Origin of the sequence: Vibrio sp. dhg (genome assembly GCF_003443775.1) — a bacterium.
Lineage (GTDB): Bacteria > Pseudomonadota > Gammaproteobacteria > Enterobacterales > Vibrionaceae > Vibrio > Vibrio natriegens.
In genome coordinates this window covers 839,704-859,268 of record NZ_CP028943.1, presented here as the reverse complement: position 1 = coordinate 859,268, position 19,565 = coordinate 839,704, and the positions used below count along the sequence as shown (strand labels likewise).

The 19,565-nt window shown below is 44.1% G+C and carries 17 protein-coding genes; 10 read left to right on the top strand and 7 right to left on the bottom strand.

Going from position 1 to position 19,565, the window contains the following annotated elements; all coding sequences use genetic code 11:
• Window positions 1–58: 58 nt before the first annotated feature.
• Complete coding sequence (locus DBX26_RS04080; RefSeq protein WP_014231144.1) at window positions 59–817, bottom strand: Nif3-like dinuclear metal center hexameric protein; 759 nt, start codon at window positions 815–817, stop codon at window positions 59–61.
• Window positions 818–966: 149 nt separating this feature from the next.
• Between DBX26_RS04080 and DBX26_RS04075 the strand changes: the two genes are divergently transcribed.
• Window positions 967–1,719, top strand: a complete 753-nt coding sequence (locus DBX26_RS04075; protein WP_118117926.1) for a DUF1853 family protein — start codon at window positions 967–969, stop codon at window positions 1,717–1,719.
• Between the two features lie 107 nt (window positions 1,720–1,826).
• Here the strand turns inward: DBX26_RS04075 and pgm are convergent, their stop codons facing one another.
• Together pgm and seqA are read right to left on the bottom strand one after the other, a co-directional pair.
• Window positions 1,827–3,473, bottom strand: a complete 1,647-nt coding sequence (gene pgm, locus DBX26_RS04070) for a phosphoglucomutase (alpha-D-glucose-1,6-bisphosphate-dependent) (protein WP_118117924.1) — start codon at window positions 3,471–3,473, stop codon at window positions 1,827–1,829.
• Window positions 3,474–3,562: 89 nt separating this feature from the next.
• Window positions 3,563–4,105 carry a replication initiation negative regulator SeqA gene (seqA, locus tag DBX26_RS04065; RefSeq protein WP_020333373.1) on the bottom strand — a complete coding sequence of 181 codons (543 nt, stop codon included), beginning with the start codon at window positions 4,103–4,105 and terminating at the stop codon, window positions 3,563–3,565.
• 152 nt (window positions 4,106–4,257) lie between these two features.
• On the opposite strand from seqA, the gene DBX26_RS04060 reads away from it, so the two are divergent.
• From DBX26_RS04060 to fldA, 3 genes are all read left to right on the top strand, one after another.
• On the top strand, window positions 4,258–5,025 hold the full coding sequence (locus DBX26_RS04060) for an alpha/beta fold hydrolase (RefSeq protein ID WP_014231140.1): 768 nt from the start codon (window positions 4,258–4,260) through the stop codon (window positions 5,023–5,025).
• Between the two features lie 111 nt (window positions 5,026–5,136).
• On the top strand, window positions 5,137–5,358 hold the full coding sequence (locus DBX26_RS04055) for a DUF2788 domain-containing protein (protein ID WP_005461613.1): 222 nt from the start codon (window positions 5,137–5,139) through the stop codon (window positions 5,356–5,358).
• 48 nt (window positions 5,359–5,406) lie between these two features.
• Window positions 5,407–5,940, top strand: coding sequence for a flavodoxin FldA (gene fldA / locus DBX26_RS04050; protein ID WP_014231139.1), 534 nt, complete (start codon window positions 5,407–5,409; stop codon window positions 5,938–5,940).
• A gap of 53 nt (window positions 5,941–5,993) precedes the next feature.
• Here fldA and DBX26_RS04045 read toward each other — a convergent pair whose 3' ends face one another.
• Complete coding sequence (locus tag DBX26_RS04045; RefSeq protein ID WP_014231138.1) at window positions 5,994–6,497, bottom strand: DUF4442 domain-containing protein; 504 nt, start codon at window positions 6,495–6,497, stop codon at window positions 5,994–5,996.
• Between the two features lie 202 nt (window positions 6,498–6,699).
• Between DBX26_RS04045 and fcrX the strand changes: the two genes are divergently transcribed.
• Window positions 6,700–7,149: a ferric iron uptake transcriptional regulator FcrX gene (gene fcrX / locus DBX26_RS04040; protein ID WP_014231137.1), complete on the top strand. Its 450-nt coding sequence runs from the start codon at window positions 6,700–6,702 to the stop codon at window positions 7,147–7,149.
• Window positions 7,150–7,260: 111 nt separating this feature from the next.
• Here the strand turns inward: fcrX and glnS are convergent, their stop codons facing one another.
• Together glnS and nagE are read right to left on the bottom strand one after the other, a co-directional pair.
• Window positions 7,261–8,931, bottom strand: a complete 1,671-nt coding sequence (glnS, locus tag DBX26_RS04035) for a glutamine--tRNA ligase (RefSeq protein ID WP_020333370.1) — start codon at window positions 8,929–8,931, stop codon at window positions 7,261–7,263.
• A 235-nt stretch (window positions 8,932–9,166) separates the two neighbouring features.
• A complete protein-coding gene (gene nagE / locus DBX26_RS04030; RefSeq protein WP_014231135.1) occupies window positions 9,167–10,738 on the bottom strand; it encodes an N-acetylglucosamine-specific PTS transporter subunit IIBC in 1,572 nt (523 codons plus the stop codon).
• 492 nt (window positions 10,739–11,230) lie between these two features.
• Here nagE and nagA point away from each other — a divergent pair, with 492 nt between their 5' ends.
• The 4 genes from nagA (at window position 11,231) to asnB (ending at window position 17,231) form a co-directional block, all read left to right on the top strand.
• Complete coding sequence (gene nagA, locus DBX26_RS04025; RefSeq protein ID WP_014231134.1) at window positions 11,231–12,367, top strand: N-acetylglucosamine-6-phosphate deacetylase; 1,137 nt, start codon at window positions 11,231–11,233, stop codon at window positions 12,365–12,367.
• A gap of 2 nt (window positions 12,368–12,369) precedes the next feature.
• Window positions 12,370–13,584 carry an ROK family protein gene (locus DBX26_RS04020; protein ID WP_020333369.1) on the top strand — a complete coding sequence of 405 codons (1,215 nt, stop codon included), beginning with the start codon at window positions 12,370–12,372 and terminating at the stop codon, window positions 13,582–13,584.
• 163 nt (window positions 13,585–13,747) lie between these two features.
• On the top strand, window positions 13,748–15,337 hold the full coding sequence (locus tag DBX26_RS04015; protein WP_118117922.1) for a cation:proton antiporter family protein: 1,590 nt from the start codon (window positions 13,748–13,750) through the stop codon (window positions 15,335–15,337).
• Window positions 15,338–15,566: 229 nt separating this feature from the next.
• Window positions 15,567–17,231: an asparagine synthase B gene (gene asnB / locus DBX26_RS04010; RefSeq protein WP_065296488.1), complete on the top strand. Its 1,665-nt coding sequence runs from the start codon at window positions 15,567–15,569 to the stop codon at window positions 17,229–17,231.
• 70 nt (window positions 17,232–17,301) lie between these two features.
• On the opposite strand, the gene rfaH is transcribed toward asnB, so the two are convergent.
• Window positions 17,302–17,802 (bottom strand): transcription/translation regulatory transformer protein RfaH, encoded by a 501-nt coding sequence (gene rfaH / locus DBX26_RS04005; RefSeq protein ID WP_014231130.1) that lies wholly within the window; start codon window positions 17,800–17,802, stop codon window positions 17,302–17,304.
• A 327-nt stretch (window positions 17,803–18,129) separates the two neighbouring features.
• On the opposite strand from rfaH, the gene DBX26_RS04000 reads away from it, so the two are divergent.
• Window positions 18,130–19,518, top strand: a complete 1,389-nt coding sequence (locus tag DBX26_RS04000) for a peptide MFS transporter (protein WP_014231129.1) — start codon at window positions 18,130–18,132, stop codon at window positions 19,516–19,518.
• Window positions 19,519–19,565 lie beyond the last annotated feature (47 nt).

Below are 19,565 nucleotides of genomic sequence, written 5' to 3'. Positions count from 1 at the left end.
TAAAAAAAGGGTTGAGATGTGAATCTCAACCCTTTTTATTTTTGCTTATTGTTCTGCGCTAGACCGGATTATCAATATCCACAAACTCGACTTGTAAGCCGTATTCATCAGCCAACCACTTACCAAGCGCTTTGATACCGTAACGCTCTGTTGCATGATGTCCCGCTGCGAAGTAATGAATGTCCATTTCTCTCGCAGTGTACGTTGTGCGCTCAGATATTTCACCTGAGATAAAGGCATCTAGCCCGTGCTGCACGGCCAATTCAATAAAGTCTTGCCCGCCACCGGTGCACCAGCCTACGGTCTCAATCATTTTATCTGCATTTTCTGGTGCAATATGCAGCGGTTCTCTCTCAAGTACTTGATTGATCTTGCTCGCAAAATCAGCACCGGACATCGGCTTTTTCAAACGTCCATACATCGCGACTGACTGCGGATGACCTTCTAGGCCGCCTTCAACGTCAATTTCCAACAATTTTGCCAGCTCAGCGTTGTTGCCAAGTTCAGGGTGAATATCAAGAGGAAGATGATAACCGTACAAATTAATATCATTTTTAATTAAACTGCGGATTCGCTTTCCTTTCATACCGCGAATTGGTTCAGGTTCACCTTTCCAGAAGTATCCATGATGGACAAGCAATGCGTCGGCATTAAGTTCAACCGCTTTATCAATCAAAGCCTGTGAAGCCGTAACACCGGTAACTATGCGGTTTACGGTTGGAATTCCTTCGACCTGCAGCCCATTCGGGGCGTAATCTTTGATTAACTGTGGTGATAGTTTGTCGTTAAGAATCTGTTCTAGCTTTAAGTTATTCATCATCACTTCCAATTTCTAATGCATGTTTAAAGTGTATATCGAACCTAGATACTGATGCCAGACATCGTGTCCCCATCGTTGGCAAATTTCGTTACAATAATACTGCTTCGTCACTTTATTGCTAAAGCTAAGGGTTAAAAGGAAACGGGATGAATCAATTGCAACGCTTTTATGATTGGATCGCAACATCGCCACCACTTTTCCAATTGCGTCCACCATTTGCAACACTTGAAGATTTATCCGTAGCGCCGTTATGCGAATCTGAACAATATAGTGGTAATCCAAGACTGGGCTTTTTATATCAGCATTTGTGTACTGCTGTGCTTTCTCATTCCGAACGATACCAAGTTGTCGCAGAGGAGATTCAACTCAATGACCACACTGGAAGAACGATTGGTGCAGTGGATTTAGTGTTGCAAAATACGGAGTCAGGTCAGTTGGAACATTGGGAAGTTGCCATTAAGTTCTACCTGCTTCATCAAGGCGTTTGGTACGGCCCCAATGCCCATGATCAATTACATAAAAAACTGGATAGAATGCTGACTCATCAATTAAAAATGAGCGAAAGGCCTGAATTCCAGCAAATTCTCCCACTAGATACACCACCAAAAGAGCGATTGCTGATGCAAGGCCGTCTCTATATTAATCCGTTTTCTTCGGAGACAACGCCAACGGAGTGTTTGGGTTATGAGCTTAATGCCTCTCAAATAAGCGGATATTGGTGCTACCAAAGTCAATGGGACTTGATTCCAAAGCCACTTTATCATCTGAGCAAACCTTGCTGGGCAACGGGTACCGATGACTTTTCCCACCCTATTGAGAAACCGTCGGGCCGATTTGAGCATGCACAAACTGAAGATGGTGAGTTCTGGTTTATTGTACCGGATCAGTGGCCAAACTAGCTTTGAGGCGCTGAACGCTATCTTCTTTAATCTATGAAAAATCAAAATAAAAAGGGTTGATGCTTTCACATCAACCCTTAGCTTTACGATTTAGAAAATTGTCTCATTTACAAGCCAGCTGCTGCAAATACCTGATTAACAATTTCTTGCGCTTCGGCTTCGATTTGTTTTAGGTGCTCTTCACCCTTGAAGCTTTCGCAGTAAATTTTGTAGATGTCTTCTGTACCAGATGGGCGAGCCGCAAACCAACCGTTTTCAGTGGTGACTTTTAGACCGCCGATCGCCGCACCGTTACCAGGAGCGTGAGTGAGGCGTGCCGTAATTGCATCACCAGCCAGTGTTTCTGCAGCAACCATTTCCGGAGACAGTTTTTTCAGTACGTCTTTTTGAGGACCGTTTGCTACTGCTTGAATTCGGTTGTACTTAGATTCACCATGCTTCGCCGCCAGCTCTTCGTAGTACTCTTGAGGGTTTTTACCCGTTACTGCTGTAATTTCTGCTGCTAGTAGACAAAGCAGGATGCCATCTTTATCGGTTGACCACGGTGTGCCATCTTTGCGTAGGAAAGAAGCACCTGCACTTTCTTCACCACCGAAGCCGAACTTACCCGTGTAAAGGCCATCAACAAACCATTTAAAACCAACTGGTACTTCACATAACTCGCGACCAAGATCCGCTACAACACGGTCGATCAGTGCGCTCGAAACCAGTGTCTTACCAACCGCGACGTCTTTACCCCACGCATCACGATGACGGTATAGGTAGTCGATACATACAGCCAGGTAATGGTTTGGATTCATCAAACCTTTTGGTGTCACAATACCGTGGCGATCATAGTCTGGGTCATTACCAAACGCCAAATCGTATTCATCTTTCAGCGCCAACAAACCAGCCATCGCGTAAGGTGATGAGCAGTCCATACGAACAACGCCATCTTTATCCAGTGACATAAATTGGAATGATGGGTCAATCGCTTCACTAACCAGAGTCAGATCTAGGTTGTAAGCCTTGCCAATTTGACGCCAGTAATCGATACCGCTACCACCTAATGGATCAACACCAATCTTTAGGTTCGCTTTTTGGATAGCTTCCATATCGATCACGTTAACCAGATCATCGATATATGGTTTGACTAAATCGACTTCCACAAACAAGTCAGAAGATTTTGCTTCTTGCAGAGGCAGACGTTTCACGCCTGTTAGCCCTTCGGCGATCAGTGCATTAGCGCGGTCTTCAATCGCTTGAGTCAATTCCGCTTCCGCAGGTCCACCATGAGTTGGGTTGTATTTGATACCGCCGTCTTGAGGTGGGTTGTGCGAAGGAGTGATCACAATGCCATCTGCTTTCTCATCGTGTTTGATGTTGTAAGTCAGAATTGCGTGTGAGATACCTGGAGTTGGTGTGTAGCCATTATCTTGCTGAACGATCACTTTTACACCGTTCGCAATCAAAACTTCGATAACACTAGAAAAAGCAGGCTCTGACAATGCGTGCGTATCTTTACCGACAAACAGTGGCCCAGTCGTGCCCTGCTCTGCACGGACTTCTGCAACCGCTTGTGCAATAGCCAATATATGATTTTCGTTAAAGGTATGCTTGTCTGCAGTACCACGGTGACCTGATGTACCGAATTGAACCTTGTGGTCTGGGTTAGTCGAATCAGGTTGAAGTAAGAAATAATTCGCAACTAACGCCGGAATATTATGAAGATCTTCCTGCTGCGCTTTTTGCCCAGCACGAGGGTGCATAGCCATGTCTGACATCCTTTCTATAAAAATAACAAACTAAAAAGCCTCATAATATCCGCTAAATGCTAAACATTATGAGGCTTCTATCAGGTTTCTTAGATTGAACCTGTTACTTTTTCTATCAAGTCCGGTTGGAATCCCATGTGCGCCATCACTTGTTCAACCATTTGTCTCTTGCGGCTGGTATTATTATTTGTGATAACCCAGAACGGTGTTTCTGGAATGGCCTTAGGTTTGGTTGTATTGCCGTTAGCCAGCAGGGTTTCTTCATTATCAGCAAAGTAAACGCGCTTGCGTCCCTTCACATTTGTCGCTTGTGCGAATCCTTCTGGATTTAATTTGTGTAATGTTGATAGAACCAACATGAAGCGATCAATCGCTTTCTTAAGATCAGCAAACTCATCAGATATTAGCAGTGAACGCATTTCTTTCACTGTATCTATTTGCTCTGTTTTACCTGCATCTTTACTTACTACAATCCCTTGTGGCTTCTCTACTACAGGCGCAACTTTTGCTTCCTGCAACTCACCATCAAGGTTTAAAAGGCGTCGCAAAATATCCGAGGCACTTTCGCCGATATGCTTAGTTTGACCAGCAATGTAACGGTATAGATCCTCATCAACCTCAATTGTTTTCATTCGCTTTTCACATTCTCAATGTTTAAACTCTGTGGAATTATACCCAAATAACTTCAAGAAGCTAGGTTCAGCGAGAATGACTTGGAGTCATTTGGCTATACAATGAGATCCTTGCGGATACTCCACGTTAAACCCATCACGAATAAGATAAAATGTCAGCATTACTCAACTATAAGCAGGAAGGCCAAGGCCAAACAGTTGTTTTGATTCATGGATTGTTTGGTAGTTTAAGTAATCTGGGCCTTTTGGCTCGTGATCTTGTCCAAGATTACTCAGTGATCAGTATTGATCTTCGCAACCATGGCCTCTCTTTCCACTCGGATACCCACACGTACAGCGATATGGCACAAGACGTTGCCGAGTTGCTTCACCACTTAAACATTGATCCGGCCATCATTATTGGGCATTCGATGGGTGGTAAAGTTGCGATGAAACTTGTCGACATCGCCCCACAATTTGTCAAACAACTGGTTGTATTAGACATCGCTCCGGTCGCCTATACGACGAATCGTCATGACAACGTTTTTAACGGTCTTCAAGCGGTCATAGCCCAAGAACCAACGAGCCGCCAGCAAGCGATGGATGTGCTAGCGCAACACGTTGAGATAGATGGCGTGAGACAGTTTCTTTCGAAGTCGCTATATAAAGACGGTGATAAAATGGCATGGCGCTTTAACGTAGAAGGCCTGTTGAAAAATTACGCGGAAATTATTGGCTGGCAAGAGATAACACCAACCGAGATCCCAACCCTCTTTATTAAGGGTGGAGATTCAGATTATTTAATGCCAGAGCATCAGCCTGCCGTACAAAGACAATTTAAGCGTGCCAAAGCACATATCATCGCCAACACAGGACATTGGTTACATGCAGAAAAGCCAGCCGAAGTCATGCGAGTGATCAGGAAACACATTTCGGCTTAACAAATTCACCAACAACCATTGATTATTGGAATAACCACTCTGGTATTGCATTAACTTTACTGGTTAACAGTGGTATAGTGCGCGCAATAATTTTCGGCATGAAGGACTACAATGCTCTACGACTACATGGATATGCTCGAATCTATCGGGCTCGATCTTCTTTTTGCTGCTATCTTCTTCTTCATCGGGATGGCAATAAAAGATGTGCTAAAGCAAGGCAATGTACCTGTTTTTGGTCGTCGTATTGTATGGTTAGTCCTTTTTCTAGGCTGCGCTGGTTTTATCGCAAAAGGGATAATTCAGCTAACGTGGGAAGGCTCGGGGTTAGGCTAAACCCTTAGTACCATCGCCAACAACAAACAATGTAAAGGTATAGACTCTATGGCAAGTGTAGGTATCTTCTTCGGTAGCGACACAGGTAATACTGAAGCCGTTGCAAAGATGATTCAAAAGCAACTAGGCAAGCAACTAGTTCACGTTCAAGACATCGCGAAAAGCAGCAAAGAAGACATTGATAACTTTGATCTTCTACTTCTAGGTATCCCGACTTGGTACTATGGTGAAGCTCAGTGTGATTGGGATGACTTTTTCCCAGAGCTTGAGCAAATTGACTTCTCTACGAAGTTAGTTGCTATCTTTGGTTGTGGTGACCAAGAAGACTACGCAGAGTACTTCTGTGATGCGATGGGCACAGTGCGTGACATCGTTGAGTCAAAAGGCGGCACTATCCTTGGCCATACATCAACTGAAGGCTATGAATTCGAAGCGTCTAAAGCGCTTGTTGAAGGCGACGATAGTCAATTCGTCGGTCTGTGTATCGATGAAGACCGTCAACCAGAGCTAACCGATGAACGTGTTGAGAACTGGGTAAAACAGATTTACGAAGAGATGTGTTTAGCTGAGCTTGAAGGCTAATCGCAAAATCTTATTTAAGACCTCCGCTCTGGAGGTCTTTTTGTATGTAACGTTTACGAGGATTCCGTTACGACCTCCTCCTCTCGGTACTGAGGCTTTTTACGAACATAGAGCTTGCGTTTTACCTCAGACACCACGTTCCCATCCTTATCCTTGATATGAATAATGAACTCGGGAAACCATTTGTCTCCATTACGTGTCTTTTCAAATATATCTTCAATCATCCCTTCTGAGATTTCAAAATCTGCGTACAAGTCACTGTGTCCGGGCTTAATGAAGTTAATGCTGGCTTCTTTATCCCACACATAATATTCCTCCCGCAGAATCCCAATCAGCATCATTGAGTAAATGGGATCTGTAAGAGAAAAAATACTTCCCCCATATTGAGTCCGATTGGCGTTCTTATTCCACCAGCTCAATTTCAAACGTACTTTCACCAAACGAAAGTCTTCAGAAATATGTAAGATTTTAATTCCAGCTCCCCAGAATGGGGGCCAAAGATTGAGCCCAAATTTTATGATTCCTGGTTTATAAATTTTGGCAATCCGCTTATCCATTGCAATCCCTGCTCTCTGCGCGATTTATGTTACTAAAATGTAACTGGTAAGAGCTCTAATATAATTGACCAATTTCTAATTTACAAAGAAAGAATATATTAACCCTTTGAAGTTCGTGGTTTAATGTTTTTGGCCATTCGCCTATAATGGTAGGAATATTGAATTCTGTTAAATCGCTGCAGATGATCCAACGGGAAAGTATATGTCAGATAATAATCAGGCGCTGAAGGATGCGGGTTTAAAAGTAACCCTTCCAAGGCTAAAAATTCTAGAAGTACTTCAGCAGCCAGACTGCCAGCACATCAGTGCTGAAGATTTGTACAAAAAGTTGATTGATCTAGGTGAAGAAATCGGTCTAGCAACCGTTTATCGAGTACTCAACCAATTCGACGATGCAGGTATCGTCACTCGTCACCACTTCGAAGGTGGTAAATCAGTTTTTGAACTGTCGACTCAACACCACCATGACCACCTAGTTTGTCTAGACTGTGGTGAAGTTATTGAGTTTTCAGACGATCTTATCGAAGAGCGTCAAAAAGAAATTGCGTCTAAATACAACGTAACTCTGACTAACCATAGCCTTTACCTATACGGTAAATGTGGTGATGGTAGCTGTAAAGACGATCCAAACGCACACAAGCCAAAGAAATAATCACTAAATATAAATAAAGCGCTCAATGAGCGCTTTTATTTTAACGGTTATCTCTTCACTAAATATAAAAAAATGCCAGTCTCAGGACTGGCATTTTTATTTTTAGCTCAATTATTTAGCTTCAATTTTCGCCCAAGTATCGCGAAGACCAACTGTGCGGTTGAACACTAGATTATCTGCGCTTGAATCTTTCGAATCAGCACAGAAGTAGCCCATACGCTCAAATTGGTAGCCTTCCTCTGCTTGTGCAGACGCTAGACTTGGCTCAACGAAACCATTAATCACAACAAGTGAGTCAGGGTTAATCGTCGAAGCAAAATCTTCAGCAGCAGCAGGATTCGGAACCGTGAATAGACGGTCGTATAGACGAATTTCCGCTGGTAATGCTTTGTCCGCTGATACCCAGTGGATTACACCTTTTACTTTACGGCCGTCAGCAGGGTTCTTACCCAGAGTATCAGCATCGTAAGTACAGAAAATTGTAGTGATGTTGCCTTCTGCGTCTTTTTCAACACGCTCAGCTTTGATCACGTAAGCACCACGCAGACGCACTTCTTTACCTAGCACCAAACGCTTGTACTTCTTGTTCGCTTCTTCGCGGAAGTCTTCACGCTCAATCCAAACTTCACGAGTAAACGGAACTTCGCGCTCACCCATTTCTGGTTTATTCGGATGGTTAGCAAGAGATAAGCTTTCTACCTTACCCTCTTCAAAGTTCTCAATAACAACTTTTACAGGATCAAGTACAGCCATTGCACGCGGTGCATTTTCGTTCAGGTCATCACGAATACAAGATTCTAGTGAGCCAAACTCAATCATGTTGTCTTGTTTTGTAACACCAATACGTTTACAGAACTCACGAATAGATGCTGGCGTAAAGCCACGACGACGCAAACCAGAAACAGTTGGCATACGCGGATCATCCCAGCCGTTTACTAACTTTTCAGTCACTAGTTGGTTCAGCTTACGCTTAGACATTACTGTGTATTCTAGGTTTAGGCGGCTGAACTCGTACTGATGAGGGCGACAATCAATGGTGATGTTGTCTAGTACCCAGTCGTAAAGACGACGGTTATCCATGAACTCAAGCGTACAAATTGAGTGAGTGATGCCTTCTAACGCATCTGAGATACAGTGGGTAAAGTCGTACATTGGGTAAATGCACCACTTGTCACCTGTTTGATGGTGAGTAGCAAAGCGAACACGGTAAAGTACCGGATCACGCATGACCATGAATGAAGAACCCATGTCGATCTTAGCGCGAAGACAAGCTTTACCTTCTTCAAACTCACCCGCGCGCATTTTTTCAAACAACGCCAGGTTTTCTTCTACAGGGCGATCACGGTACGGGCTAGGCTTACCTGGCGCTTTTAGTGTGCCGCGGTATTCGCGAATCTGCTCTGGACTTAGCTCATCTACATACGCTAAGCCTTTATTAATCAATTCAATTGCATATTCGTAAAGCTTATCGAAGTAGTTTGATGAGTAACATACTTCACCACTCCACTCGAAGCCTAACCAGTTTACATCTTTCTTGATAGACTCAACGTATTCGATGTCTTCTTTTTCAGGGTTTGTATCATCAAAACGTAAGTTACATTGACCCTGGTAGTCCTGAGCAATACCGAAGTTCAAACAGATAGACTTAGCATGACCGATATGCAGGTAGCCATTCGGCTCCGGCGGGAATCGAGTATGCACGCTAGTGTGTTTACCATCCGCTAGATCCTTATCAATGATCTGGCGAATAAAGTTTGATGGACGAGCATCAGCTTCACTCATCTATAGCACCTCAAAATATTAGTATTGTCAGAGAAAACGGCACTCTGCATCCAAGTATGGAAATGCAGAGTGAATTACTTCTAATGATCCACAATTCTAAGCAATTAGACAACAAGAACTCGTGCTAAATCGGCAATATTTATCGAGTTAGCATGAAACCGCAGCAGAATAGAAGCCACAATATAAAAAAAGACCTCCCAAGGGAGGTCTTCTTCGATTCATTCGTACAATGTGATTATGGTAATTTCACATTCGAAAGGTCTTCGTTAGCACCGATTGCTTTCATTTCGCCAGCAACGATTTCTGCTAGAGGACCAAGGATAACTTGAAGGTTGTTCTCACCTAGTTTCACAACACCTTTAGCACCAAGTTTTTTCAGTACAGCTTCATCAGCTACAGAACGGTCTTTCAGAGTCAAACGTAGACGAGTGATACAAGCATCGATTGCCGTTAGGTTCTCGTGACCACCAAGAGCTTTTAGGTATTGGCGAGCCAAGTCACCGCTCTTCGCTTCACCAGATGGCGCAGCTGCTGTCTCTTCATCACCTTCACGACCAGGCGATTTCAGGTTGAAAGCGCGGATAGCGAATGTGAAAGTGAAGAAGTATAGAGCACCAAAGCCAAGACCAACTGCACCAAGTAGTAGAGGTTTAGTTGCTAGACCGAAGTTCAACACGTAGTCAATTAGACCAGCAGAGAATGTGAAGCCGTGTAGCGTACCAAGCATGTTAGCAACAACTAGCGACAGACCAGTGAACACTGCGTGAATCGCGTAAAGTGCAGGAGCTAGGAACATGAACATGAACTCTAGTGGCTCTGTGATACCAGTTAGGAATGCACAGAATGCTACTGAGAACAGTGCACCACCAACTTGGCCACGTTTTTCAGCAGGCGCTGCAAAGTACATAGCAAGTGCCGCACCAGGAAGACCGAACATCATGATTGGGAAGAAGCCGTTCATGAATGCACCAGCACCTTTGTCGCCACCAAAGAAGCGATGTAGGTCACCAGATTTAATTGTCTCTGTCACTTCTTTCACTGTTGCTGTGATTTCAGGTGTTACTGAGTTAGCAAATTCAAATGTGTGAGTTTGACCAACAACAAGCGTCTTAGCTAGAGCTGGGTCTACACAAAGCTGCTGTACTGTAGGCAGAGCTTGACCTGCAGCAGAAGCACCCGCAATTAGGACTTCCTGACATGAACCCATACCGAACCAGAAGAACGAGTTTAGTACGTGGTGTAGACCGACAGGAATCAGCGCACGGTTAAGCGTACCGTATACAAACTGACCGATAGCACCAGATGTAGAGATAGCGTGAGCAAGTGCGTCCAGACCACCTTGGATCGTTGGCCATACAATACCACCAACTGCACCAGCGGCTAGAGCAAAAAGGCCCGCCATAATAGGCACTAGACGTTTACCAGAGAAGAATGCCAACCACTCAGGAAGACGGGTAGCATGAAAAGCATTGTAAGAGTGACCGGCAATGATACCTGCAATGATACCGCCGAAGAATGACATGTTAACTGAAGCATCAATTGTTGACGCTGTAGCAGTGAGTACGAAGTACGCAACCGCACCAGCAAGACCTGCAGCACCTTGGCCGTCTTTTGACAAACCGATAGCGATGCCGAGACCGAACAGTAATGGAAGGTTAGAGAAGATTGAACCACCCGCTTGCGCCATAAACGCAATATCAAGTACATCAGGTTGGCCCAAACGCAATAACAAACCTGCGATTGGCAAGGTCGCGATAGGAAGCATAAGAGCTTTACCCAACTTCTGCGCGTATCCGAGAATATTCACCTTTAGTTCCCCCTATAGGATTAGATGTTATGTTGAATAACTTATTTTAGTCGTTCAATTTAGTCCTCTTCAGTTTATGACATTAATTTTGCTCCGCAAATTAAAAGCTCACTGTTTGTGATCCTAATCACCAGAATTCACCCTAAAAGGAGGTTTTTGCTAGCGGGATCATAAAACTTATTTTATCATACAAAAAAATGGCATTTGCAAGATAACATCCTCGCACTTTATGTAAGGAAGAATCAGTGTTATTTTAGTCTACAGCGAGTAACCACGGTAACTTCGCTCTGAAAAAGAATCAGTAAAAAAGTTCATTTATCATTTTTCAGTCCGTTATAGTTAGTTACTCCACCATGGTCGAAATAAACACAACTTGCCTTATGTAACTCGTTATCTAATTTCTTGGTAAATACTAAGTAACCACATGACTCAAATCGTCATCCTTTAGATAGCATTACAGACATGAATTCTCACTATAAGGACTAGCTGACTATGTACGCGCTAACTAACTGTAAAATCTATACCGGTAGTGATGTTCTACAAGAACATGCGGTCATCATCGAAAACGACCTAATTCAATCCGTTGTACCAGTTGCCGAACTACCAAAAGGCATCGAGGTGAAAGATCTAAATGGTGCGAACCTAAGTCCAGGATTCATTGACCTTCAACTAAACGGTTGTGGCGGCGTTATGTTGAATGACGACATCACACCAAAAACAATGCAAATCATGCATGAGGCAAACCTCAAGTCTGGTTGTACTAGTTACTTGCCGACACTGATTACCTCTTCAGACGAAGACATGCGTGCCGCGATCACGGCAGCTCGCGAATACCACGATAAATACCAAAATCAATCACTAGGTCTACACTTGGAAGGACCGTATCTTAACGTCGCGAAAAAAGGCATCCACAATGTCGACTTTATTCGCACCTCAGATGAAGACATGATTGATCTGATTTGTGCTAATAGTGACATCATCGCGAAGGTGACGCTTGCACCAGAGCAGAATGATCCTGAGCATATTCGACGCTTAAAAGCGGCTGGTGTGGTTGTTTCTATCGGACATACTAACGCTACGTATAAAGAAGCTCGTCAAGGCTTTGAAGCTGGTATTTCCTTTGCGACTCACCTGTTTAACGCGATGACACCGATGGTTGGACGCGAACCTGGAGTGGTTGGTGCAATTTACGACACGCCAGAAGTTTATGCTGGAATTATCGCCGATGGTTTCCACGTAGACTACGCAAACATCAGAATTGCTCATAAAATCAAAGGTGAGAAGCTTGTTTTGGTGACGGATGCCACAGCTCCAGCAGGTGCTAACATTGATCACTTTATTTTTGTCGGTAAGAAAGTATATTACCGAGATGGTAAGTGTGTTGATGAAAATGGCACACTAGGCGGCTCAGCCCTGACTATGATTGAAGCAGTTCAGAATACGGTTGAGCACGCAGGTATCGCTTTAGACGAAGCTCTACGTATGGCCACATTGTATCCAGCAACCGCTATTGGGGTTGAAGATAAACTTGGCCGAATTCGAACAGGCATGGTTGCAAACCTGACTGTTTTCGATCGTGACTTCAATGTAAAAGCGACGGTTGTTAACGGACAATACGAGCACAATTAAGCATGAATGGCGGACAAATTGGTAATGTAGATTTAGTAAAACAGCTTAACAGCGCTGCGGTATACAGGCTGATAGATCAGCAAGGTCCTATCTCCCGTATTCAAGTCGCGGACGTTAGCCAGCTGGCTCCCGCGAGTGTTACCAAAATAACCCGCCAACTTTTAGAGCGTGGCCTGATTAAAGAGGTCGCGCAGCAAGCTTCTACCGGTGGTCGCCGAGCTATCTCACTGACCACTGAAGTAAAACCTTTTCATTCAGTCGCCGTTCGTCTGGGACGTGACTACATTCAGTTTTGCTTGTACGACTTGGGCGGTACCGCACTTGCCGAAGATCAGCATGAGCTGCACTACACCAATCAGGAAGACTTGATTGCTGGTTTAATTGATTTACTGAAAAGTTTCATGAATCGCAATCAGGATAAAATCGAGCAGTTAATTGCCATTGGCATTACCCTACCAGGCTTAGTTAACCCATCTACCGGTGTGGTTGAGTACATGCCAAATACGGATGTTGATAACCTGGCCCTTGGTGAAATTGTTAGCGAGAAGTTTAATACCGCTTGTTTCGTTGGTAACGACGTTCGCGGAATGGCTCTAGCAGAACACTACTTTGGCGCAAGCCAAGATTGTCAGGATTCAATTTTGGTCAGTGTCCACCGCGGTACAGGTGCAGGTATCATTGTTAATGGCCAGGTGTTTCTTGGCTTTAACCGTAACGTTGGTGAAATTGGTCATATTCAAATCGATCCATTGGGTGAACAGTGTCAATGCGGTAACTTTGGCTGTTTAGAAACGGTTGCTGCAAACCCAGCAATCATCCACCGTGTAAAACAGTTAATCGCACAAGGTTACGAATCTAGCCTAACTGAGCTGGAAAATATCACCATTCAGGATGTGTGCGAACATGCAGTTAACGGTGATGAACTCGCCAAGCAAAGCTTAGTTCGTGTTGGTAACCAGCTAGGTAAAGCGATTGCTATCACCATCAACCTATTTAATCCACAGAAAATTGTTATCGCTGGTGATATTACCGCAGCGCAAGAAATTGTATTCCCGGCCATTAAACGTAACGTTGAAAATCAATCGCTAAAAACGTTCCATAACGCTCTTCCTATTGTTGCCTCACAAATCGACAAGCAGCCAACTATGGGTGCATTCGCCATGATCAAGCGTGCAATGTTAAACGGGGTTTTGTTACAAAAGTTATTGGAAGACTAAGTATATTCCAACAGTTGAGTTACAATCTCGGGCTGTGCTTGCACAGCCCGTTTTTGCATATCAGGAAACTCAACCCAATTACTGCAAATTAGCCTTGCTCTAAGTGATTTTTCCTGCGCAATTACCTGACAATAATTTACTGGCATAGGTATTACTTATCAGTATGGAAATAATTCTAATAACAACAGCATTTTTGGCTGGCTTCCTTGCGCTAAAGTGCTCACTCCCTCCACTCGTTGGCTTCTTACTCGCAGGATTCGGATTACACGCATTTGGCTACCAAAGTAATGAGCTGATCGTTGACCTAGCCGACCTCGGCGTTACCCTTTTATTGTTTACTATCGGCCTAAAACTCGATGTAAAAACACTGCTATCAAAAGAAATCTGGGGAGGTGCGACCGCACATAACATCCTCTCCACAGCGGTGTTCACCATCACACTCGGTGGTTTAAAACTACTCGGCATTACCTCTATGGCCGGTATGGATCTTGGGCAGATTCTTTTACTGGCGTTTGCTTTGTCATTTTCGAGTACCGTTTTTGCAGTTAAAACACTGCAAGAAAAAGGTGAGATGAGTGCCACTTATGGCACCATCGCGATCGGTATTCTGGTAATGCAAGACATCTTCGCTGTCGTATTTCTGACGGCTTCTACCGGTAAAATTCCTGAATGGTACGCCATAGCACTGTTCGGTCTTCCCCTCCTTCGACCAGTTTTTTACAAATTACTAGACAAAGTAGGCCACGGTGAGATGTTGGTCCTATTCGGTATATTCTTCGCGCTTGTCGTCGGAGCAGGTCTGTTTGAGCTAGTAGGCATGAAGCCAGATCTTGGTGCACTGATTCTAGGCATGTTACTGGCTGGTCACCGAAAAGCCTCTGAGCTCTCAAAATCCCTGTTTAACATGAAAGAGCTCTTCTTAGTTTGCTTCTTCTTGAATATTGGCTTATCGGCATCGCTAAGTTTTACTGGTATCGCACTCGCCATTTTATTCATTCTGCTGCTACCGATTAAGGGCTTGCTGTACTTTTTAACCATTAACTACTTTAACTTTCGGGTCCGCACATCGTTGCTCGCGTCACTATCCCTGTTTAACTACAGCGAATTTGGCCTGATAGTTGGTGGTCTCGCATATAAAATGGGCTGGATGCCAAGTGACATGCTCGCTGCCATTGCTGTTGCTGTGTCACTTTCATTTATTATCGCAGCGCCACTCAACCGTTTGAGCAATAAAATTTATCAACACTCAGGCAAGTGGCTACAAGAGACCGCCGCGGAGAAACTGAATCAACGTGATCAGTTGATCAATCCAGGGCATGCTCAGGTACTAATCCTTGGTATGGGCCGCATTGGCACGGGAGCTTACGATGAGTTATGCGCTCGTTACGGGAAGATATCGCTTGGGGTCGAAATTCGCGAGGATGGCGCTATTAAGCATCGTGAAGAAGGTCGTAATGTCATTTCCGGTGACGCAACTGACCCAGATTTTTGGGAACGAATTCTCGATACAGGACACGTCCAACTGGTGCTACTGGCAATGCCTCACCACCAGGGTAATCAGACCGCACTGGAACAGCTGCAACGCCGTCACTATAAAGGCCAGATAGCCGCGATTGCAGAGTATCCAGACCAACTAGATGGCCTTCTGGAAAACGGCGTACATGCCGCATTCAATATCTATAATGAGGCTGGTAGTGGTTTCGCAAGACATGTTTGTCAGCAATTGCAGCCTAAATTCACACCAATAAAATAAGCACTCATGTGAATAAGCAATAAAGCCTTCGTTCAAAAAGAAGGCTTTTTTTGTGTTCTTTTTATACCAAACCTTAATTTCATTCATCAAAATGGACAAATAATTAGAAATTATTCACCAGCAAGGGTCTTTTATAAATTTTTTCATCACAAAGCGTTGCTTTTTTTACTCAAACTGGCAAATTGAAGCCATACCGATTAGAAATTGTTTAGTTTAAAAAGGAAGTTGTATGTGTTCAGTATTTGGCATTTTAGACATTAAAAGTGACGCAGCAGCGTTACGCCCTATCGCATTAGAAATGTCGAAAAAGCTTCGTCACCGAGGCCCAGACTGGTCTGGTATCTACTCTTCAGATAGAGCGATTCTGGCTCATGAACGCTTGGCAATTGTTGGCCTAAATAGCGGTGCTCAGCCACTGTACAGCCCTGATAATAAGCTAATCCTTGCGGTAAACGGCGAAATCTACAACCACAAAGAGATCCGCGCACGCTACGAAGGCAAATATGAATTCCAAACGGATTCAGATTGTGAAGTTATTCTAGCGCTTTACCAAGACATGGGCGCAGATCTTCTTGAAGAACTGAACGGTATCTTCGCCTTCGTTCTGTACGATGAAGAGAAGGACGAGTATCTGGTTGGCCGTGACCACATCGGTATTATTCCTCTTTACCAAGGTCACGATGAGCACGGTAACTACTACGTGGCTTCTGAGATGAAAGCGCTAGTGCCTGTATGTAAAACAGTGAGCGAATTCCCTCCAGGTAGCCACTACAGCTCTAAAGACGCAGAGCCACAACGCTACTACGTTCGTGACTGGAACGAATACGCAGCAGTTCAAGGGAATAGCACAAGTAAAGAAGAGCTAACTGAAGCGCTTGAAGCAGCAGTTAAACGCCAGCTAATGACTGATGTACCATACGGTGTACTTTTGTCAGGTGGTTTAGACTCTTCTATCACTTCTGCGGTCGCTAAACGTTTTGCGGCGATGCGTATTGAAGATGACGAAAAATCAGAAGCTTGGTGGCCACAACTGCACTCTTTTGCGGTCGGCCTTGAAGGCGCACCAGATTTGAAAGCTGCGCGTGAAGTTGCAGACCAAATCGGTACTGTACACCATGAAATGACTTACACAATTCAGGAAGGTCTTGATGCGATTCGTGATGTGATTTACCACATCGAAACGTATGACGTAACCACAATCCGTGCTTCAACGCCGATGTTCCTGATGGGACGTAAAATCAAAGCGATGGGTATCAAAATGGTACTTTCAGGCGAAGGCGCAGATGAGATCTTTGGTGGTTACCTATACTTCCACAAAGCACCAAACGCGCAAGAGTTCCACGAAGAAACCGTTCGTAAACTGCTTGCTCTAAACATGTTTGACTGCGCTCGTGCAAACAAATCACTTGCAGCATGGGGTGTTGAAGGCCGTGTACCTTTCCTAGATAAAGAGTTCATTGATGTAGCAATGCGTCTGAACCCAGCCGACAAAATGTGTGGCAACGGTAAAATGGAAAAGCACATCCTACGTGAGTGTTTTGAACATTACTTACCAGAATCAATCGCTTGGCGCCAAAAAGAGCAGTTCTCTGACGGTGTAGGTTACAGCTGGATTGATACATTGAAAGAAGTAGCAGAACAGAAAGTAACGGAGCAACAAATGGAAACGGCTAAATTCCGCTTCCCTTACAACACGCCAACCACTAAAGAAGGTTATGTGTACCGTGAAATCTTTGAAGAACTATTCCCACTGCCATCAGCAGCAGAATGTGTTCCGGGCGGCCCATCTGTCGCTTGTTCTTCAGCAAAAGCGATTGAATGGGATGAGTCATTCCAAAACTGTGTAGACCCATCTGGTCGAGCAGTACAGGCCGTTCACAACGACGCTTACTAATTAATTAAAAGACACGAATGAAAAGCAAAAGGGCTGGTTTAACCAGCCCTTTTATTTATATATCAACATGTTACTTTAAGTCTAAATCATTATTGTCAATACTGACTGGAACACGTTTGGTAATCATCTGCACGAGCATAATTGAACGCTTCTCCCCATCTTGCTCCTGGAAAATAGCATCAATACCAGCAAACTGACCACTTTTGACCCGAATCTGATCACCGCGCTTGGGCATGCCTTCACAGGCCACTTTTTCATGAACGCACTTTTCTATTTTCTTCAGTTCAAAAACCAAATCGCCCTGAATTTCTTTTGGCTGAGCGCCAAAGCGGACAAAATCAATAACCCCACGGGTGGAACGAACTGATGTAAAGTTCGGCCCTTCCTCGTAATCAAAACGAGCAAACATATAAGAAGGGAACAGTGGTTCTTCGACTTTCTGTCTTTTACCACGTAATATTTTTTCGACTTCGACAGTCGGATAAAAGCACTCCACCCCTTGATTTTCAAGGTGTTGCTTCGCCCTAACCTGCTCTCCTCGTTTACAATAAAGTAGATACCAACGTTTCATTTTTTACTAGCCATTTATCTTTTTCATGCATCCTAGCATTAAGCCAAAGATGAGTCATGAGCAATTCATTCATCTATATAATTATAAATAAATATCGCTCGCATAACCCAATTTCTCTTTGATGGTTGTATGAATATTACACAAAACCAAAAATGAAAAATTAGTTTTAACTACATGCCAATCCTTCAATTATTCCATAAATAAAATGAAAAACAGAGACTTATACAGGTGTAGATGCAATTGTATAAAATTTTTTGTTTGTTAATTGTTAAATTTAAAGGTATATATTTTCCCCGGAAAATGTAACAACTATTATTAAAAGATCCTATGACAAACCAACATCAATATTTTGGCCACCCTCGTGGCTTATTTTTACTGTTCGGCACAGAATTGTGGGAGCGTTTCTCTTACTACGCAATGCGTGCCATTCTCGTACTTTATCTCACAGATACCACAATGAATGGAGGTCTGGGCTGGTCGACTAAAGACGCACTAGACCTATACGGCATTTATACTGGCCTTGTTTACATCACACCTCTGATCGGTGGCTACCTGGCAGATAACTACTTAGGCCAACGCCGCTCCATTTTACTCGGTGGTGCATTAATGGCTATTGGTCAATTTACCTTGGCATTGCCAGCCGATGCACTGGGCCTTGGCTCTCTTCACACCTTTTATTTAGGTCTTGCGCTTCTGATCTCAGGTAACGGCTTGTTCAAGCCGAATATCTCAACGATGGTGGGTGACCTATACAACGAAGGTGACAACCGTCGTGATGGCGCATTTACCATCTTCTACATGGGTATCAACCTTGGCGCTTTGCTCGCTGGTGTCGTTTCTGGCTCGGTGACCAACTCATTCGGCTGGAAAGCTGGTTTCGTTGCTGCGGGCATCGGTATGCTTATGAGCCTTGTGATGCAAATAAGCTTCGCTCAATCCTGGCTAGGTGATATCGGCCGAGAACCAGCAGCCAAACGCGCACTAGCAAATCAGAAATCAACCAAGAAGCAGCCACTTACTAAAGAAGAAGTGGACCGCATTAAAGTCATTCTGGTCATGAGTCTTTTCACTATCGTATTCTGGGCTGGCTTTGAGCAAGCAGGTGGCCTGATGAATATCTACACTCAGCAATACACTGACCGTATGATTGGCAGCTTCGAAGTTCCTGCGGCTTGGTTCCAGTCACTTAACCCTTTCTTTATTATTACGCTTGCACCTGTGCTTGCGGTACTGTGGGTTAAGCTAGGTAAACGTGAGCCAAATTCACCAGTGAAATTTGCAATGGCGATGTTCTTCCTCGCTCTGGGTTTCCTATGTATGGTTGGTGCGGTACTTGAGCAAGGCGGTGATACCACAGTGAAAACATCAATGCTGTGGTTAGTGGGTGCTTTCTTCTTCCATACACTGGGTGAACTTTGCCTATCTCCAATCGGCTTGTCTCTGGTAACCAAACTTGCGCCTCTGCGTTTGGCATCATTAATGATGGGTGCATGGTTCGGCTGTAATGCGATTGCAAACTACGTAGCTGGCTATGTGGGATCCCATGTTGGTGAGCTAGGTGCGATGGCTATCTTTAGCGGTATCGCAGCGAGTGCGACGGTCAGTGGTCTAATTTTGCTGTTGTTCTCTAATACGCTAGTGCGCTGGATGCACGGTGCTGAAAGTTCAGCGAGCAACGCGGAACAAGTAGAAGAGCAACAAGTACAAGTGGCTTAATACGTCATTCAAACTAAAAAGGGTCGCACTTGCGACCCTTTTTGTTA

Coding starts and splice junctions, on each gene's coding strand:
- seqA (WP_020333373.1), bottom strand. CDS start 4,105: ATGAAAACAATTGAGGTTGATGAGGATCTATACCGTTACATTGCTGGT.
- nagA (WP_014231134.1), top strand. CDS start 11,231: ATGTACGCGCTAACTAACTGTAAAATCTATACCGGTAGTGATGTTCTA.
- fldA (WP_014231139.1), top strand. CDS start 5,407: ATGGCAAGTGTAGGTATCTTCTTCGGTAGCGACACAGGTAATACTGAA.
- DBX26_RS04020 (WP_020333369.1), top strand. CDS start 12,370: ATGAATGGCGGACAAATTGGTAATGTAGATTTAGTAAAACAGCTTAAC.
- DBX26_RS04080 (WP_014231144.1), bottom strand. CDS start 817: ATGAATAACTTAAAGCTAGAACAGATTCTTAACGACAAACTATCACCA.
- fcrX (WP_014231137.1), top strand. CDS start 6,700: ATGTCAGATAATAATCAGGCGCTGAAGGATGCGGGTTTAAAAGTAACC.
- DBX26_RS04015 (WP_118117922.1), top strand. CDS start 13,748: ATGGAAATAATTCTAATAACAACAGCATTTTTGGCTGGCTTCCTTGCG.
- asnB (WP_065296488.1), top strand. CDS start 15,567: ATGTGTTCAGTATTTGGCATTTTAGACATTAAAAGTGACGCAGCAGCG.
- glnS (WP_020333370.1), bottom strand. CDS start 8,931: ATGAGTGAAGCTGATGCTCGTCCATCAAACTTTATTCGCCAGATCATT.
- DBX26_RS04045 (WP_014231138.1), bottom strand. CDS start 6,497: ATGGATAAGCGGATTGCCAAAATTTATAAACCAGGAATCATAAAATTT.
- DBX26_RS04000 (WP_014231129.1), top strand. CDS start 18,130: ATGACAAACCAACATCAATATTTTGGCCACCCTCGTGGCTTATTTTTA.
- DBX26_RS04060 (WP_014231140.1), top strand. CDS start 4,258: ATGTCAGCATTACTCAACTATAAGCAGGAAGGCCAAGGCCAAACAGTT.
- rfaH (WP_014231130.1), bottom strand. CDS start 17,802: ATGAAACGTTGGTATCTACTTTATTGTAAACGAGGAGAGCAGGTTAGG.
- DBX26_RS04055 (WP_005461613.1), top strand. CDS start 5,137: ATGCTCTACGACTACATGGATATGCTCGAATCTATCGGGCTCGATCTT.
- pgm (WP_118117924.1), bottom strand. CDS start 3,473: ATGGCTATGCACCCTCGTGCTGGGCAAAAAGCGCAGCAGGAAGATCTT.
- DBX26_RS04075 (WP_118117926.1), top strand. CDS start 967: ATGAATCAATTGCAACGCTTTTATGATTGGATCGCAACATCGCCACCA.